Origin of the sequence: Shewanella vaxholmensis (genome assembly GCF_031932135.1) — a bacterium.
GTDB classification, from domain to species: Bacteria; Pseudomonadota; Gammaproteobacteria; order Enterobacterales; family Shewanellaceae; genus Shewanella; species Shewanella hafniensis.
In genome coordinates this window covers 343,310-359,618 of sequence record NZ_JAUOEV010000001.1, presented here as the reverse complement: position 1 = coordinate 359,618, position 16,309 = coordinate 343,310, and the positions used below count along the sequence as shown (strand labels likewise).

The 16,309-nt window shown below is 46.7% G+C and carries 18 protein-coding genes; 16 read left to right on the top strand and 2 right to left on the bottom strand.

The genetic code is table 11. The features are described 5' to 3' along the window. The first annotated feature begins 6 nt into the window (after positions 1 to 6). From Q4Q46_RS01425 to Q4Q46_RS01380, 10 genes are all read left to right on the top strand, one after another. Positions 7 to 939, top strand: a complete 933-nt coding sequence (locus Q4Q46_RS01425; protein ID WP_259215204.1) for a MucB/RseB C-terminal domain-containing protein — start codon at positions 7 to 9, stop codon at positions 937 to 939. Between the two features lie 10 nt (positions 940 to 949). Next, complete coding sequence (locus Q4Q46_RS01420; RefSeq protein ID WP_011846168.1) at positions 950 to 1,423, top strand: SoxR reducing system RseC family protein; 474 nt, start codon at positions 950 to 952, stop codon at positions 1,421 to 1,423. A gap of 166 nt (positions 1,424 to 1,589) precedes the next feature. Further along, positions 1,590 to 3,380, top strand: coding sequence for a translation elongation factor 4 (gene lepA, locus Q4Q46_RS01415; protein WP_220592334.1), 1,791 nt, complete (start codon positions 1,590 to 1,592; stop codon positions 3,378 to 3,380). Positions 3,381 to 3,563: 183 nt separating this feature from the next. Next, a complete protein-coding gene (gene lepB, locus Q4Q46_RS01410; RefSeq protein ID WP_311905042.1) occupies positions 3,564 to 4,481 on the top strand; it encodes a signal peptidase I in 918 nt (305 codons plus the stop codon). Position 4,482: 1 nt separating this feature from the next. Further along, the gene (rnc, locus tag Q4Q46_RS01405; RefSeq protein WP_006080779.1) at positions 4,483 to 5,163 is read left to right on the top strand and encodes a ribonuclease III; all 681 of its coding nucleotides are present in this window, start codon (positions 4,483 to 4,485) and stop codon (positions 5,161 to 5,163) included. After that, entirely contained in the window at positions 5,160 to 6,176 is a 1,017-nt protein-coding gene (gene era / locus Q4Q46_RS01400; RefSeq protein WP_006085067.1) for a GTPase Era, read from the top strand. The genes rnc and era overlap by 4 nt, the downstream gene beginning before the upstream one ends. Positions 6,177 to 6,204: 28 nt before the next feature. Further along, positions 6,205 to 6,915, top strand: a complete 711-nt coding sequence (recO, locus tag Q4Q46_RS01395; protein ID WP_220776556.1) for a DNA repair protein RecO — start codon at positions 6,205 to 6,207, stop codon at positions 6,913 to 6,915. A gap of 70 nt (positions 6,916 to 6,985) precedes the next feature. Further along, positions 6,986 to 7,723 carry a pyridoxine 5'-phosphate synthase gene (gene pdxJ / locus Q4Q46_RS01390; protein WP_311905041.1) on the top strand — a complete coding sequence of 246 codons (738 nt, stop codon included), beginning with the start codon at positions 6,986 to 6,988 and terminating at the stop codon, positions 7,721 to 7,723. After that, the gene (acpS, locus tag Q4Q46_RS01385; RefSeq protein ID WP_259543807.1) at positions 7,723 to 8,106 is read left to right on the top strand and encodes a holo-ACP synthase; all 384 of its coding nucleotides are present in this window, start codon (positions 7,723 to 7,725) and stop codon (positions 8,104 to 8,106) included. Before pdxJ ends, acpS begins: the two co-directional genes overlap by 1 nt. Before the next feature lie 210 nt (positions 8,107 to 8,316). Beyond that, positions 8,317 to 8,838 carry an Mpo1 family 2-hydroxy fatty acid dioxygenase gene (locus tag Q4Q46_RS01380; RefSeq protein ID WP_311905040.1) on the top strand — a complete coding sequence of 174 codons (522 nt, stop codon included), beginning with the start codon at positions 8,317 to 8,319 and terminating at the stop codon, positions 8,836 to 8,838. 100 nt (positions 8,839 to 8,938) lie between these two features. Here Q4Q46_RS01380 and Q4Q46_RS01375 read toward each other — a convergent pair whose 3' ends face one another. Together Q4Q46_RS01375 and Q4Q46_RS01370 are read right to left on the bottom strand one after the other, a co-directional pair. Next, on the bottom strand, positions 8,939 to 10,213 hold the full coding sequence (locus Q4Q46_RS01375) for an HlyC/CorC family transporter (RefSeq protein WP_106651789.1): 1,275 nt from the start codon (positions 10,211 to 10,213) through the stop codon (positions 8,939 to 8,941). A 99-nt stretch (positions 10,214 to 10,312) separates the two neighbouring features. Next, positions 10,313 to 11,101, bottom strand: a complete 789-nt coding sequence (locus tag Q4Q46_RS01370) for a cytochrome C assembly family protein (RefSeq protein WP_006080786.1) — start codon at positions 11,099 to 11,101, stop codon at positions 10,313 to 10,315. Between the two features lie 289 nt (positions 11,102 to 11,390). Here Q4Q46_RS01370 and ffh point away from each other — a divergent pair, with 289 nt between their 5' ends. From ffh to Q4Q46_RS01340, 6 genes are all read left to right on the top strand, one after another. Further along, the gene (gene ffh, locus Q4Q46_RS01365) at positions 11,391 to 12,764 is read left to right on the top strand and encodes a signal recognition particle protein (RefSeq protein WP_006080787.1); all 1,374 of its coding nucleotides are present in this window, start codon (positions 11,391 to 11,393) and stop codon (positions 12,762 to 12,764) included. Between the two features lie 218 nt (positions 12,765 to 12,982). Further along, positions 12,983 to 13,234: a 30S ribosomal protein S16 gene (gene rpsP / locus Q4Q46_RS01360; RefSeq protein ID WP_006080788.1), complete on the top strand. Its 252-nt coding sequence runs from the start codon at positions 12,983 to 12,985 to the stop codon at positions 13,232 to 13,234. 20 nt (positions 13,235 to 13,254) lie between these two features. Continuing rightward, positions 13,255 to 13,785: a ribosome maturation factor RimM gene (rimM, locus tag Q4Q46_RS01355; RefSeq protein ID WP_006080789.1), complete on the top strand. Its 531-nt coding sequence runs from the start codon at positions 13,255 to 13,257 to the stop codon at positions 13,783 to 13,785. A gap of 15 nt (positions 13,786 to 13,800) precedes the next feature. Beyond that, the gene (gene trmD, locus Q4Q46_RS01350; protein WP_028760810.1) at positions 13,801 to 14,547 is read left to right on the top strand and encodes a tRNA (guanosine(37)-N1)-methyltransferase TrmD; all 747 of its coding nucleotides are present in this window, start codon (positions 13,801 to 13,803) and stop codon (positions 14,545 to 14,547) included. Between the two features lie 34 nt (positions 14,548 to 14,581). Then, the gene (gene rplS / locus Q4Q46_RS01345) at positions 14,582 to 14,935 is read left to right on the top strand and encodes a 50S ribosomal protein L19 (protein WP_006080791.1); all 354 of its coding nucleotides are present in this window, start codon (positions 14,582 to 14,584) and stop codon (positions 14,933 to 14,935) included. A gap of 260 nt (positions 14,936 to 15,195) precedes the next feature. Next, positions 15,196 to 16,287 carry a 3-deoxy-7-phosphoheptulonate synthase gene (locus tag Q4Q46_RS01340; protein ID WP_311899198.1) on the top strand — a complete coding sequence of 364 codons (1,092 nt, stop codon included), beginning with the start codon at positions 15,196 to 15,198 and terminating at the stop codon, positions 16,285 to 16,287. The last annotated feature ends 22 nt before the right edge of the window (positions 16,288 to 16,309 follow it).

Genomic DNA, 16,309 nt, shown 5'->3' with positions numbered 1-16,309 from the left:
GTTAGCTTGCGTCTAATCCTGTTGGCTTTATTAGCCTTGGTCTTTCCTGCGATGGCGCAGGAAGATATGCCTGCCAAAGTCTGGCTCGAGAAAATGAGTCAGGCCTTACGAGAGAAAGAGTTTAAAGCATCGATTATTCAACTTCAGGCCGATCATATTCGGCCTTTGGTTTACCTGCACGGTAAAGTGAATAATCAAGAAGTAGCCTTTCTAGAATACCTTAACGGTCCACCTAAAAATGCTGTGCGTGTCGGCAATCGTGTCACTTTTATTGAGCACGACGAGCCTGCATACAGTATTGTTTCTAATCATATTCAAGGTGTTTGGCCTGCCGCTTTTTCTGCCAATATGGCGGATTTAGAAGTGGGTTATCAGTTTGTGCTTGGTGGTCGCACCCGTATTGCTGGGCGCCCGGGGCAAATGATCCGCCTGTTGCCCAATGATGAATTCCGTTATGGCTTTCAAATTTGGCTTGATATGGAAACTTATCTGCCGCTGCGATACGACATGCTGACTCAAGATAAGCAATTGCTTGAGCAGATCATGGTGATTGAACTCATCGAATTCAGCGAGCCGCCAGCCATTTTGCAAGAAGCCTATAAGCAAGAATGGCCGGCAGTTATCGATCAAGCCGAGCGCCAAGACGGTCAAAACTGGCAATTTGCTTGGTTACCCGCAGGTTTTACTGTGGTCGTGCGTGATCACCATAGATTGATTGGTAGCCATGAGGCGGTGGAATACATAGCACTGACCGATGGACTAGCTAATATTTCAGTTTATGTGGCGCGGGCGGGGACGAGTCCATTGCCTGAAGAATTAATCACCCGCAATGGTTTGTCGTTAGTCTCAGAAAAAGTGGGTAATGCCGAAGTGGTTGCTGTGGGTAAAGTGCCGACAGAAACCCTAACACGCATTGCTAAAAGTCTGACGCTAGAATAGGACGCCGATTATGATGGAAGAAATTGCTCGAGTCGTCGCCAGTGATAGCCAAGGCTGGTTGACGGTTGAAGTCGAACTTAAGAGTACCTGCAAGAGCTGCAGTAACAGTGAGTCTTGCGGGACTTCTGCTGTGGCTCAGGCTTTTTCCTCGAAAACCCAGCAATTTTCGATTCAGAGTGACCGCCGCTGCGAGGCGGGTGAGTTACTCAAATTAGGACTTCCCGAGAGCGTAATCCTCAAAGCTGCGGCATTAATCTATTTAATGCCGCTGTTTGGTTTGTTTGTTGGCGCGGCGTTAGGCCAATTTTTAGGCCAGTTGCTTGAGTTTAATCCTAACCTCGGTGCCATGGGCTTTGCGGCCGTTGGTGCCTTGCTTGCGTGGTCTTTTGGTAAGCAACAGGCCAAACGCTTAGAAGTCGATGCTCAACCTGTGATTTTGGCCTATTTGGGCATGAGCATCAATTTACAAGAATTAGCTCAATAATTTCAATGTGTTATTTTTTATCAAATAACAGCTAACTGCGGTTTTGGGCGTTGTTTTATCGGTCTGTCCTAAGTAGGAGTGAATGTGATTGGTATTGAAACCGCAATCAGGTACAATTTCGCTCCTTTGAACCGTATCCATTTTCAGTATTAGTCATTGCAGCATAATGAAACAAATTAGAAACTTCTCAATTATTGCCCATATCGACCATGGTAAATCGACGCTATCAGATCGTCTTATTCAGGTTTGTGGCGGTTTAACCGACCGTGAAATGGATGCTCAAGTTTTAGATTCTATGGATCTAGAACGTGAGCGTGGTATTACGATTAAGGCACAAAGTGTCACTTTGGATTACAAAGCCAAAGATGGCCTTGTCTATCAACTCAACTTTATTGATACCCCAGGTCACGTTGACTTCTCCTACGAGGTCTCGCGCTCATTAGCAGCCTGTGAAGGCGCTTTGCTGGTGGTTGATGCGGGTCAGGGCGTTGAAGCTCAGACACTGGCAAACTGTTACACCGCGCTGGATATGAATCTAGATGTGGTACCTATTTTAAACAAGATTGACTTACCACAAGCCGATCCAGAACGTGTTGCTGCCGAGATTGAAGATATCGTCGGTATCGATGCCATGGATGCTGTGCGTTGTTCGGCTAAAACCGGTGTCGGTGTCGACGAGGTTTTAGAAGTCATTGTTGCCAAAATTCCACCGCCAGAAGGCGATCCTAACGCACCATTGCAAGCCTTGATCATCGATTCTTGGTTTGATAACTACCTAGGCGTAGTGTCTTTAGTGCGAATTAAACACGGTAGCCTGAAAAAAGGTGACAAGTTTAAGGTGATGTCTACAGGACAAAACCACACTGCGGATCGCGTCGGTATTTTCACCCCAAAACAAACTGATAAAACCGAACTTAAAACCGGTGAAGTAGGCTTTGTGATTGCGGGTCTTAAAGAAATTCACGGCGCGCCTGTGGGCGATACATTAACTTTGGCCAAAAACGGTGCAGAAAAGCCGTTACCTGGTTTTAAGAAAGTGAAGCCTCAGGTATACGCTGGCGTATTCCCTATTTCTACCGACGAATATGAAAACTTCCGTGATGCGCTGAACAAACTCAGCCTGAACGATGCGTCATTATTCTTTGAACCTGAAAGTTCATCGGCACTCGGTTTTGGTTTCCGCATTGGCTATTTAGGCCTGCTGCACATGGAAATCGTCCAAGAGCGTTTAGAGCGTGAATACAACCTAGAGTTGATCACTACTGCGCCAACCGTAGTGTACGAAGTGGTGATGACCAACGGTGAAACGATTTACGTCGATAACCCGTCTGATTTACCAGCGATTAACAACATCGAAGAAATGCGTGAGCCGATTGTTGAGGCCAACATTTTAGTGCCAAAAGAATACTTAGGTAACGTGATTACCTTGTGTATTGAAAAACGTGGCACGCAAGTGAACATGGTTTACCACGGTAACCAAGTGGCTGTGACGTATCATCTGCCAATGGCGGAAGTGGTCATGGACTTCTTCGACCGTTTGAAATCCACTAGCCGTGGCTATGCATCACTCGAATATAACTTTATTCGTTTCGATCCCGCTGACATGGTGCGTTTAGATATTCTCATCAACGGCGACAGAGTCGATGCCTTGGCTATGGTTATCCATAGATCTAACATTCGTCACCGTGGTTTAGCTTTAGTCGATAAGATGAAAGAGCTTATCCCGCGTCAGATGTTTGATATCGCGATTCAAGCGGCTGTGGGCAGTCAAATTATTGCTCGTTCAACCGTGAAAGCCTTGCGTAAAGACGTAACGGCTAAATGTTATGGCGGCGACGTTTCTCGTAAGAAAAAACTCTTAAATAAACAAAAAGAGGGTAAGAAACGGATGAAGCAAGTGGGTAACGTTGAGGTGCCACAGGAGGCATTCTTAGCGGTACTTAAGCTAAACGAGTAATCGTTAGCATAAGAAATGACCATTTAGTTGACTATTGCGCCGCTGTTTGCGGCGCTTTAGTTAGGTTATCGTATTGGTTTATCACTTTGGTTTACCAAGGTCGAATACGGTAAGTTAACTAAAGTATGATATTCGCTGAGTTAGGCACCTTTAAATGATTTTAAAGCAGGAGTTCAATAAGCAATGGCAGCGTATTTTTCCATTATTCTAGTGCTAATCACCCTGATCTCGGGACTTATTTGGTTAGTCGACGTGCTCGCATTCGCCCCTAAGCGTCGTGAGAGTTTAGCGTTAGCCAAGGCCTCGCAAGCGACGTTAACCGAAGAAGCTGAGTACCAAATCATCCGTGAGTCGACCATAGTCGAAACCGCGCACTCTATTTTCCCTGTGATTGCCTTTGTGTTGATTCTGCGTTCATTCATATATGAGCCATTTCAAATCCCATCGGGTTCTATGATGCCAACCCTCTTAGTAGGTGACTTCATTCTGGTGGAAAAATTCAGTTATGGGCTTAAAGATCCTGTATGGCGCACTAAACTGGTTGAAACCGGCGAGCCAAAACGCGGTGATGTGATCGTGTTTAAATACCCTGAAAATCCGCAAATTGACTACATCAAACGTGTTGTCGGTTTACCGGGTGATAGAATTATTTACCGTAACAAGCAGTTGATGATCCAGAAGGCCTGTGGCGTTGAGCAAACAGATTGCCCAGAACCACAAGTTATCGCCCGCACTGAAATCAGTCGTGGTGATTACAGCCAAGATGGCGTGCCATTACTGCGTTACACGGAGCAACTGGGCGAAGTCGCCCACGATATTTTGATCAACCCAAGTCGTCCCGACATGCTGGGATATTTTAAGCGCGAAGGTAATTTACCCGCGGGTGAGTTTTTAGTGCCTGAAGGCCATTACTTTGCCATGGGTGATAACCGCGATAACAGCACCGACAGTCGTTTCTGGGGCTTTGTGCCAGAAGAAAACCTTGTTGGTAAAGCGGTAGCGATTTGGATTAGTTTTGAATTTGACCGTTCAAAAGCCGACTTCCTCCCAACTTGGGTACCGAGCGGCGTGCGTTTTGAGCGTGTAGGTGGAATTAAATAGCATGGAACCGATTAAAAATTTGCCACGTTTGTGTCGTACTTTAAGTTATGAGTTCAAGAATATTGAGCTGTTGACTCAAGCGTTGACCCACAGAAGTGCGGCAAATAAACACAATGAACGCTTAGAGTTTTTAGGTGATTCAATTTTATCTATTGTGATTTCTGATGCTTTATATCATCAGTTTCCGAAGGCGACCGAAGGCGATTTAAGCCGGATGCGCGCTACCTTAGTGCGCGGTGATACCTTAACGATCATCGCCCAAGAATTTAAGCTCGGCGATTATTTGTATCTAGGTCCTGGTGAATTAAAAAGTGGTGGATTTAGACGCGAGTCGATTCTTGCCGATGCGGTTGAAGCCATTATTGGCGCCGTTTACCTTGATTCCGATCTCGAAGTTTGTCGTGCATTACTGCTGAAATGGTATGCCGAGCGTTTGGCCGAAATTCAACCCGGGATCAGCCAGAAAGACGCAAAAACCTTACTGCAAGAACATTTACAAGGGTTTAAAAAGCCGCTGCCTGATTACCAAGTAATCAACATAGAAGGCGATGCCCACGATCAGACATTTACCGTTGAATGTCGTATTGAAGACTTGAGCCAAAGCGTCATTGGTGTGGCGAGTTCACGCCGTAAAGCCGAGCAAATCGCGGCCGCTCAAGTATTGGAGTTACTAAAGAAATGACCAAAAAAACAGACTTGTCAGGTATCGATGCTGCAAAAGCGGCAACTGAGCCGAGTTTAGATGAGTTACTGGCAAGGATGAATGCGGCCGCGCCAACGCCGTCGGCCCATTACGATGTCACTTATTGTGGCATGGTGGCGATCATTGGTCGCCCTAACGTCGGTAAATCGACGTTAATCAATCGTTTGCTTGGCCAGAAGGTGAGTATTACTTCTAAAAAACCGCAAACGACGCGCCACCGTATCATGGGTATTCATACCGATGGTCCTAAGCAAATCGTGTTTATCGATACACCGGGTTTGCACATTGAAGAGCAGCGGGCGATTAACCGCCTGATGAACCGCGCGGCGGCCAGTTCACTTGCCGATGTCGCTATGGTCATTTTCGTGGTCGATGGCATGACGTGGACCGCCGATGATGAGATGGTGCTCAGCAAGTTACGCCGTGGCGGCGAAGAGCGTCAGACGATTCTGGCGATCAACAAAGTCGATAATATCAAAGACAAAGAATCACTGTTCCCGTATTTGGAAGAAGTCGCCAAAAAATATCCTTTCGATGAAATTTTGCCAATTTCAGCCAGCAAGGGTACTAACGTCCAGCGAATTTTAGAGCTGGCAGCGGCATCGATTCCTGAAGGACCTTTCTTCTTCCCTGAAGATTATGTTACTGACCGTTCGCAACGTTTTATGGCGTCGGAAATTGTGCGTGAAAAACTGATGCGCTTCCTAGGTGATGAATTACCCTATGATGCCACGGTTGAGATCGAACAGTTTAAGATGATGGAAAATGGCGTTTATCAAATCAATGCCCTGATCCTCGTCGAGCGTGAAGGTCAAAAACGTATGGTGATCGGTAGCAAGGGCGAACGTATTCGCACTATTGCGACTCAAGCCCGCTTAGACATGGAAACCTTGTTTGATAATAAAGTCTTCCTTGAAGTGTGGGTGAAAGTGAAATCTGGTTGGGCCGATGATGAACGCGCCCTGCGTAGCTTAGGTTACGGCGACGATTAAGCATTAATTCCAGCGAGCGCGCTTACCGATGAAACGTGGCTATGTTCTGCATCATCGTCCGTATCGAGAGTCCAGTGTCTTAGTTAACCTCTTAGTTGACGGCATTGGACGGGTCGATGTGGTTGCCCGAACCGGCAGCGGTAAGCGCTCTATCAAGAGTATTCTCCAGCCCTTTCAACCGCTGATCTTCGAATTTAGCGGTAAGTCTGAATTAAAAACCTTAACCCAAGTCGAAGCCGCTGCACCTGCTGTGCCTCTATCGGGCCAAAGTTTGTTTGCTGGCATGTATATCAATGAGTTATTGGTTCGCACTTTGTCTGTGCAGCACAACGCTGAAGAGTTATTCCTCATTTATCATCAAGCCTTAGTCGGCCTTGCCGCGAAGTTTTGCCAATCCCAACTGCGTTATATTGAGCTCGCCTTGCTGCGGGAATTAGGTTTTATGCCGTCGCTTAGCCGCGATACTCAGGGCGAACCACTGGTTGCTGAAGATTATTACCAGCTCGTGCCTGAGTTAGGCTTTCAATTTGTGCTCAACTCCCGTGCGCGTAACGCCTATCAAGGCGCAATGTTGACGGCGCTTAACGATAATCAACTCACCGACGCACATTTTTTAAGCGCTAAGTTGCTGATGCGCTCCCTGTTAACACCATTACTTGGTACGAAACCTCTACTGAGTCGACAATTGTTCGTCAGCACTGCCGTACCAACTAAGATAGATGGGAATAATTCGCCCTAGCTCCTGTTTTTTAGCGTGAGCCTAAGTACAATAGGCCGCAATATCAGCGTTAAACATTAAGGAGTTCCCGATGAGCCGTATCTTATTGGGCGTGAATATCGACCATATTGCTACTCTGCGCCAAGCCCGTGGCACCAGTTATCCTGATCCTGTGCATGCCGCCGCCGTTGCTGAACATGCTGGCGCCGATGGCATCACTATCCATTTGCGTGAAGACAGACGCCACATCATAGACCGCGATGTATATTTGCTGGCAAAAACCTTGAAAACCCGCATGAATTTTGAATGTGCAGTGACTGAGGAAATGCTTAACATCGCCTGTGACATTAAGCCGACCTATGTTTGTTTAGTGCCAGAAAAGCGCCAAGAAGTCACGACTGAAGGCGGTTTAGATGTGGCGGGGCAGTTAGATAAAATCACTGCTGCGGTCACTCGTTTAGCCGCTGAGGGCATTCAAGTTTCCTTATTTATTGATGCCGATAAAACCCAAATCGATGCCGCTGTTGCCGCTGGCGCACCGCTTATCGAAATCCATACTGGCTGTTATGCCGATGCGAAAACGGAAGCAGAAGAAGCCACTGAGTTAGCGCGTATTAGCGAAATGGCCAAATACGCCCATGGCAAAGGTTTAGTGGTTAACGCGGGTCATGGTTTGCATTATCACAACGTGAAACCGATTGCGGCGATTCCTGAGTTATATGAACTCAATATCGGTCATGCGATTGTCGCCCGTGCCGCGATTGACGGTTTAGCGACAGCAGTGAAGGACATGAAAGTGTTAATGCTTGAAGGTCGTCGAGGCGAGTAATGGCGATTGTCGGCCTAGGCACAGATATCGTCGAGATTGAGCGTATTCAGGCGCATGTGGCGCGCGCAGGTGACAAGCTGGCGAAACGTGTGCTGACCGAGGCTGAGTTGGCCATTTATATTGCCCATAGTCAGCCAAGCCGTTATCTTGCCAAGCGTTTTGCCGCCAAAGAAGCTGCAGCCAAAGCGCTCGGTACGGGTATTGGCCGCGGCGTGTCGTTTCAGCATATTCACATTGGCAACAATGAGGATGGTGCGCCGACGATTCACTTTACTGAAGGGGCGCTTACGCGCTTACAGCAGCTTAAAGCGACGGTTGGGCATATCTCTATTGCCGATGAAAAATCCTATGCGATTGCGACGGTAATCATAGAGTCTCAATAAACCCGAGTTTTGTGTTTGTCGTCTATCAAGAAGGAACCTCAGGGTTCCTTTTTTCATTTATGGATGGGTATCAAAATAAGTGCCAAATCAGTTAATGCAACAATTTATTTACTTTTGCTGTTCAGCTTAATTGTTTTACGTTAGTTTATGGCTTGCGCGCCTCTCAATTTGGCGCAGGCAAGAGCAGGGGAAAATGAAGAGGAACCCAGAATGAAATCCGCCGCAGAGCAGTTATCGACCTACAAAAGTGTGCACTTAAATCAGCGTAATATTCAGACCCATTTTATTGGTATCCCACTGATTATTTGGTCTGCTTTCCTGTTGCTGGCCACTGTACGTATTCCGCTTGGCAGTCTGGGTGAGACCAGTTTAGCCGTGATTGTCGGCGTGTTAGTGTCGGCCTACTATGTCCGTTTGCACTTAAGGCTTTCAATGGGGCTGATCTTATTTATGGTTCCTGTGCTGCTCACGACTGAATGGGCGGCACATATCGCCGGTGCCACTTGGCTTGCCCTAGGGGTATTTGTGGTGGGCTGGGTGTTTCAGCTAATCGGCCATCAATATGAAAAAGCCAAGCCTGCCTTTGTGGATGACTTAAATCAGCTATTAATTGGGCCATTCTTCTTGATGGCGGAAGTGTATTTTATGTTGGGCCTAGAAAAGGCGCTCAATGCCCAGATAACGCCGATGGCGATTGAAAAGCGCCGCGCACTTGAGGCGAAAAAGATTTAACTCGTTACATCACTTGGGAAAAGTATTGCTCGGGGGAGCAGTCGGCCGAACGACATATTAGTATGTGGTTCGGCCGATTTTTTATGGGGAAAATCGAAAGCTAAGCTCTAGGCGGGTGATAATGCAGCGGTATAATACGCACGGTTTTAATCATATTTTCTGCCACATCGATAATCTCTAAGGGATAACCGGCTAAACGTAAACTCGTGTTAGCTGAGGGGATTTCCTCTAGGTATTCTAGGATCAGACCGTTGAGGGTTTTAGGGCCGTCGGTCGGGAAGTTCCACTTCATTTCTTTATTCAAATCGCGAATGGTAATGCTGGCATCGACTAAGTAACTGCCATCTTGCTGCACTTTGATATCTTCACTCGGCGTGGTTAACATTGAAGTAGTAAAGTCGCCGACAATCTCTTCGAGAATATCTTCGAGCGTCACCAGACCTTGAATGTCACCATATTCATCAACCACTAAGCCGATGCGCTCTTTGTTCTGTTGAAAGTTAGCCAACTGCACATTGAGTGGCGTACCTTCAGGCACAAAATAGAGTTCTTTCACCGCGCGCAGCAGAGATGACTTACTAAATTGCTCTTTCGATTGTAATCGCAGGGCATCGCGCAAATGAATAAAGCCCACCGCATCGTCAACTGTGTCGCGATACACTAACACTCGGGTGTGCGGGCTTTGGATCACCTGGCGATTGATGACTTTAAATTCGTCATTGACGTTAATCCCGTAGATATCCGAGCGCGGCACCATAATGTCTTCAACGGTGACTTTCTCTAAATCTAGGATAGATAACAGCATTTCTTGGTGACGTTGGGGGATAAGTGCCCCCGCTTCATGTACGACAGTGCGTAACTCTTCTTGGCTTAAAGCATCGCTACTATTAACGGTTTTAATTCCCATCAAACGTAAAAAACCTGACGTGATGAGGTTAACGCCTTTCACTAAGGGCGCTAATAGGATCAACAACCAGCGCAGCAGTATGCTGGAGGGGAAGGCGATACGTTCGGGATTTAGTGCGGCGATGGTTTTGGGGGTGACTTCAGCAAATACCAGTACAACGAGTGTCAGCACACCGGTAGCGATGGCGACACCTAAGTCCCCCCAGAGACGCATACCAATAATGGTGGCGATAGCCGATGCTAAAATATTGACTAAGTTATTGCCGATTAAGATCAAACCAATCAAACGGTCAGGACGCTCAAGTAACTTCAAAGCTCTAATCGCCCCTTTATGGCCATTGCTGGCTAAGTGGCGTAGACGGTAACGGTTGAGTGTCATCATGGCGGTTTCTGAGCCTGAGAAATAGGCAGAGAATAGGATAAGCACTAGTAAAACGATCAGGAGTGCGCTTGTCGATATAGCGTCCAAAAAAGGCTCCAATATGGCCAGTAAACTTAAGTAAATACCGACATTTAAAAAAAGTGTCAAGTCGGCAGCGGCATTAACTGCCTTTGCCGACTTAAATGTTTAGTTGAGGATTAACTCTTTGACAATGCGCGCGCCAAAATAAGCGAGCGAAAGTAAGGTGGCGCCAGTCAAAGTGTAAATGACTGCGGTACGAATTTTACAGCCGACCCAATACTGTTGCCACAACATAGTTATGTATACAAACCAAGCCATTATCGACAGGATTGCCTTATGACCTTTGCCATCTGCAAACATGTCTTCAAGGAAGATAAAGCCGGTTGCGAGTGACAAACTGAGCAAGATAACGCCGATAATCACTAAATGATAAAGTTGTTTCTCAACTGTCATCAGTGGCGGAATGCCTGGGCTCAGCATAAATTGTTTTTTCTTCAGCTTATTTTGGATCATCGCCAGTTGTATCGCATACAGGGCGGCAATCATCAGGGCACTGTAGGCCATGAGTGACAATACTACGTGGGCTAATACTTCAGGATAAAGCTCAAAATGCGTGATGAACTTAGGCGGTAATAACCAGAGTAGGGCTACCGAGAGCACAGAGCAGGCGTAAACCACGGGCACTACGACGATCACCTTCAGCCTGAACATCAACACTGTAAAAGTAAAGGCGATAATCCAGTTCACTAAGGAAATCACGTTCGTCAGGCTAAAGTTTTGCCCATCAGTGGTGAAAATCACTTGGGATAATGCAGCAGCATGCAGAATGACCGCAATGGCCGCTATGCCTGCGACGGCGCGGCGATTCGGACCGTCGGGGTGGAACAATCGACTCGTCACTAGTACCAATGCAATGCAATAAAAAAACATGGCTGAGGCAGAAAAGATGACCATGGGTAATTAACCTATTTGTGTAGTTAAAGGTGCCTTATAAACGGGGCATACAGATCAATATTTTCCCTAGAATAACATGAGCTGTCGGCAAATGGGCAGTGACATGAGTTGCAAAATTTAGCAGATTCTTATTGTTAGGGTTAAATAGTGTGTTAACGACAATAAAACATGACTCAGCGCAAGTAAAACACTTAACCACAATCAAGATGGGTGCAGCAGTAGCATAATGCGCATGCATCGTTATAATACAGCCCATCAATCGAGATTCTTAAAGGTATAGAACAGGACGATGTTTGAGAACCTAACCGACAGACTGTCACGCACACTGAAAAATATCAGTGGCCGTGGTCGCTTAACTGAAGAAAACGTTAAGGAAACCCTGCGCGAAGTGCGTATGGCACTGCTGGAGGCCGATGTTGCCCTGCCTGTGGTGCGCGAATTCGTTAATAATGTAAAAGAACGTGCCGTTGGCCAAGAAGTCTCTAAAAGCTTAAGCCCTGGTCAAGCCTTCATTAAGATAGTTCAAAGTGAACTTGAAAAATCCATGGGCGAGGCGAATGAAGCCTTAGATTTAGCCACTCAGCCGCCTGCTGTGATCATGATGGCGGGTTTGCAAGGTGCGGGTAAAACCACCAGTGTGGCCAAACTGGGTAAATTTTTACGCGAACGCCATAAAAAATCGGTATTGGTTGTCAGTGCCGACGTTTACCGCCCAGCGGCGATCAAACAGCTTGAGACGTTAGCGCAAGAAGTCGCGGTGGAGTTTTTCCCATCGGACGTTAGCCAAAAGCCAATCGACATTGCGAAAGCGGCGATTGCCCACGCTAAATTAAAGTTCATCGATGTGGTGATCCTCGATACCGCGGGTCGTCTGCACGTCGACGAAGCCATGATGGACGAGATCAAAGGCTTACACGCTGCGGTCAAGCCTATTGAGACCTTGTTCGTTGTGGATGCTATGACAGGTCAAGATGCGGCGAATACGGCTAAGGCGTTTAACGAAGCTTTGCCACTGACAGGAGTTATCTTAACCAAAGTCGATGGTGATGCCCGCGGTGGTGCTGCGTTATCGATTCGCCATATTACCGGCAAGCCGATTAAATTCCTCGGTGTCGGTGAAAAGACTGATGCGTTAGAACCGTTCCATCCCGATCGTATTGCCTCGCGTATTTTGGGTATGGGCGATGTGTTATCGCTTATCGAAGAAGTTGAGCGCGGCGTCGATAAAGAAAAGGCCATGAAACTGGCTTCGAAAGTGAAGCAGGGTGGCAGTTTTGATTTAGAAGATTTCCGTGAGCAATTACAGCAAATGAAAAACATGGGCGGCATGATGAACATGCTGGAAAAACTGCCCGGTGTGGGTCAATTGCCCCCAGAAGCCTTAGCGCAAATCCAAGACGGCAAGATGACAGGCCAAATGGAGGCCATCATTAATTCGATGACGTCCAAAGAGCGTAAGAACCCTGATTTAATCAAGGGCTCACGCAAGCGTCGTATTGCTGCGGGTTCTGGCACGCAAATCCAAGACGTAAACCGTTTATTGAAACAGTTTACGCAAATGCAAAAGATGATGAAAAAAATGTCTGCTAAGGGCGGCATGCAAAAAATGATGCGCGGAATGCGTGGCATGATGCCGCCTGGAATGAAATTTCCAGGTCGTTAATCGGACATTTTTAGTTAAACCTAGCACTTTATCAGTCGGTTGACTCTGGTAACAATGAACCGCTTACGAAGGACGCAGGCGTAATAATCGCCATCTTTGGTTGCATTAGTTGGAAACTCAGGTAAAATCTTCCGGCTTTCTATCTGGGACTCTTCGCGAACACGGGGTTCCAGTTTTTATTTTTGCTTCAAAGCAAATCATTAGAGGATTGAAAACGCATGGTTACCATTCGTTTAGCTCGTGGCGGCGCAAAAAAGCGTCCATTTTACAACATCGTTGTTGCTGATAGCCGTAACGCTCGTGACGGTCGTTTCATTGAGCGTGTAGGTTTCTTCAACCCATTGGCCCGTGGCCAAGAAGAAACATTACGTTTAGACCTAGCTCGCGTTGAGCACTGGGTTTCTAACGGTGCAGCTGCTACAGAACGCGTAGCAAAATTGATCAAAGACGCTCGTAAAGCAACTGCTTAATAGCGTTAAGGTATAGATTGATGAGCAGTAACCAACAGCCAGTCGTACTGGGGAAATTAGGCTCCTGTCATGGCATTAAAGGTTGGCTGAAAATCACCGCCTATACCGATTCTGTTGAAGGTATCTTTGACTACTCGCCTTGGCTTATTAAAGAAAATGGTGAGTGGCGCGAAATAAAGGTCACCCAGTGGCGTTATCAAGGCAAGGCCGTTGTTGCCTTACTTGATGGCGTAGAAACACGGGAGCAAGCGCAAATGCTCACAAATTGTGAGATTGCGATTTTGCCGGAACAGATGAACGATTTGCCAGCAGATGAATTCTACTGGCGTGATCTCATCGGTTGCGAAGTGGTCAATACAACTGGCTATAACATGGGGATTGTCGATCAGATCGTGGAAACAGGATCGAACGACGTATTACTCGTTAAAGCCAACGCTAAAGATAGTTTCGGCAAAGTGGAACGTATGATCCCCTTTGTCCCTGAGCAGTTCATCAAAACGGTGGACCTGCAAGGTAAACAGATTTTAGTGGATTGGGATCCTGACTTCTAAGTCGAGGTACAACAGATGTGGTTAGGGGTAATAACCCTGTTCCCAGAGATGTTCCGTGCCGTGACAGACTTTGGAGTTACGGGTCGAGCCGTGAAAAACGGCCTGCTCGAGTTGCACACGTGGAATCCCCGTGATTTCACCCATGATAGACATAATACGGTAGATGACAGGCCTTACGGTGGTGGTCCCGGAATGTTGATGATGGTGCAACCCTTGCGCGATGCCATTCATGCAGCGAAAGCCGCAGCGGGTGAAGGTGCGAAGGTGATTTACTTGTCACCTCAAGGACGCAAGCTGGATCAGCAAGGCGTCACTGAGTTGGCTCAATCATCACGTTTGATTTTGGTCTGTGGTCGATACGAAGGTATTGATGAACGCATCATTCAAACGGAAGTGGATGAAGAGTGGTCTATAGGGGATTACGTGCTTTCGGGCGGCGAATTACCGGCGATGACTCTGATAGATTCAGTATCGAGATTGGTTCCTGGCGTGCTAGGAAAACAAGCTTCGGCGGAGCAAGATTCTTTCTCCGACGGTTTACTGGATTGTCCACATTACACTCGCCCTGAAAGCCTTGATGGTCTTGACGTACCGGCAGTGCTGCTAAGTGGCAACCACGAACAAATTAGACTCTGGCGTTTACAGCAAAGCCTTGGTAGGACTTTACTGAGACGGCCAGAATTATTGCAAAATCTAGCTCTGACTGACGAACAAACGACTCTATTAGCGCAGTTCGTTGAAGCAATGAACAAGCATGCTTAGTCGTAGCTCAGTTAATTCTAGAACGGAGTAAGTTATGAACAACATCATTAAAATGCTCAACGATGAGCAAATGAAACAAGACGTACCTGCGTTTGGTGCTGGTGATACAGTAGTAGTTCAGGTTCGTGTTAAAGAAGGCGATAAAGAGCGTTTACAGGCTTTTGAAGGCGTTGTAATTGCTAAGCGTAACCGTGGTCTGCACTCTGCATTCACAGTACGTAAAATCTCTAATGGCGAAGGTGTTGAGCGTGCTTTCCAAACGCACAGCCCACTGATCGCTAGCATTGAAGTTAAGCGTCGTGGTCGCGTTCGTCGCGCCAAACTGTACTATCTGCGTGATCGTTCAGGTAAATCTGCACGTATCCGTGAGAAGCTGGCAACTAAGTAATAGTTACCGCTACAGAAAACAAGACGTAGTGTTCGCACAGAAAACCGCCCTAGTGGCGGTTTTTTGTTGCTGTTTTTTGAGTATTTGTACTTGATCTAAAGAGAATGAACAGGCATAGTGGTCGCCTGGTTGTAATGGTGTAGCATTACAAAAGTACATTGCGATAGATTTACGCTATTTTTCTTCCGAAATGAATGCCCAAGCTGACTTGAAGTCCTGCTTCGACAACTGGGTTAAACACTAAGTCTTAGGTGGTAAGCATGCAACAAGATACGATTAACAACGTACACATTAGTTCAGAGAAAGTTTTAATCACGCCGCAAGAGCTTAAAAATGCCTTGCCACTTTCTGAGCATGCTTATCGTTATATCCTCAATGCCCGCAAAACCGTGGCTGATATCGTCCATAAGCGCGACAATCGAGTATTGATCGTCACCGGGCCTTGCTCCATCCATGATATCGCCGCCGCTAAGGAATACGCTTTAAGGCTTAAAACCCTGCACGATGAACTCAGTGATGAGTTTTACATATTAATGCGAGTTTACTTTGAAAAGCCGCGTACCACGGTAGGTTGGAAAGGCATGATCAACGATCCCGATATGGATGAATCCTTCGATGTCGAAAAAGGTCTGAAAATGGCCCGTGAGCTGATGATTTGGTTAGCCGAATTAGGGCTACCAGTCGCCACTGAAGCGCTTGATCCTATCAGCCCTCAGTACATTTCTGAGCTAGTGACTTGGTCGGCCATCGGTGCCCGCACCACTGAATCGCAAACCCATAGGGAAATGGCATCGGGTCTTTCTATGCCAGTTGGCTTTAAAAATGGCACCGATGGTAAGCTCGATGTCGCGATTAATGCGCTAAAGTCGGCGGCCAGCAGTCACAGATTTATGGGCATTAACCAACAGGGCCAAGTCGCCTTATTACAAACTGCGGGCAATCCCGATGGTCATGTGATTTTACGTGGCGGCGCAACACCCAACTACGATGCCGCAAGTGTGGCAGAATGTGAGGCACAACTTCACAAAGCTAAACTCAATGCACGTTTGATCATCGATTGTAGCCATGGTAATTCATCCAAAAACTACAGCCGCCAAAAGCTTGTGTGTGAAGATGTATTCGAGCAGATTTATAACGGCAATAAATCGATCATCGGCGTTATGCTAGAAAGCCATTTAAATGAAGGCAATCAAAGCTGTGATAAGCCATTAAGCGAGCTAGCTTATGGTGTATCTGTGACAGATTCCTGTATTAACTGGGAAAAAACAGAAACCATTTTACGTGACGGCGCGGCGAAGTTATCTTCAATACTTCCAACGCGTTTCGATATGCTTAAAGTAGCTAATGCGTAAATTGCTACAGCTTAATGGACTC

Bases quoted from the DNA above. Each gene is read 5' to 3' on its own strand.
- pdxJ (WP_311905041.1), top strand. From the start codon at position 6,986: ATGAGCCGTATCTTATTGGGCGTGAATATCGACCATATTGCTACTCTG.
- Q4Q46_RS01340 (WP_311899198.1), top strand. From the start codon at position 15,196: ATGCAACAAGATACGATTAACAACGTACACATTAGTTCAGAGAAAGTT.
- trmD (WP_028760810.1), top strand. From the start codon at position 13,801: ATGTGGTTAGGGGTAATAACCCTGTTCCCAGAGATGTTCCGTGCCGTG.
- rimM (WP_006080789.1), top strand. From the start codon at position 13,255: ATGAGCAGTAACCAACAGCCAGTCGTACTGGGGAAATTAGGCTCCTGT.
- lepB (WP_311905042.1), top strand. From the start codon at position 3,564: ATGGCAGCGTATTTTTCCATTATTCTAGTGCTAATCACCCTGATCTCG.
- Q4Q46_RS01380 (WP_311905040.1), top strand. From the start codon at position 8,317: ATGAAATCCGCCGCAGAGCAGTTATCGACCTACAAAAGTGTGCACTTA.
- rplS (WP_006080791.1), top strand. From the start codon at position 14,582: ATGAACAACATCATTAAAATGCTCAACGATGAGCAAATGAAACAAGAC.
- rnc (WP_006080779.1), top strand. From the start codon at position 4,483: ATGGAACCGATTAAAAATTTGCCACGTTTGTGTCGTACTTTAAGTTAT.
- Q4Q46_RS01420 (WP_011846168.1), top strand. From the start codon at position 950: ATGATGGAAGAAATTGCTCGAGTCGTCGCCAGTGATAGCCAAGGCTGG.
- lepA (WP_220592334.1), top strand. From the start codon at position 1,590: ATGAAACAAATTAGAAACTTCTCAATTATTGCCCATATCGACCATGGT.
- ffh (WP_006080787.1), top strand. From the start codon at position 11,391: ATGTTTGAGAACCTAACCGACAGACTGTCACGCACACTGAAAAATATC.
- Q4Q46_RS01370 (WP_006080786.1), bottom strand. From the start codon at position 11,101: ATGGTCATCTTTTCTGCCTCAGCCATGTTTTTTTATTGCATTGCATTG.
- recO (WP_220776556.1), top strand. From the start codon at position 6,205: ATGAAACGTGGCTATGTTCTGCATCATCGTCCGTATCGAGAGTCCAGT.
- era (WP_006085067.1), top strand. From the start codon at position 5,160: ATGACCAAAAAAACAGACTTGTCAGGTATCGATGCTGCAAAAGCGGCA.
- rpsP (WP_006080788.1), top strand. From the start codon at position 12,983: ATGGTTACCATTCGTTTAGCTCGTGGCGGCGCAAAAAAGCGTCCATTT.
- acpS (WP_259543807.1), top strand. From the start codon at position 7,723: ATGGCGATTGTCGGCCTAGGCACAGATATCGTCGAGATTGAGCGTATT.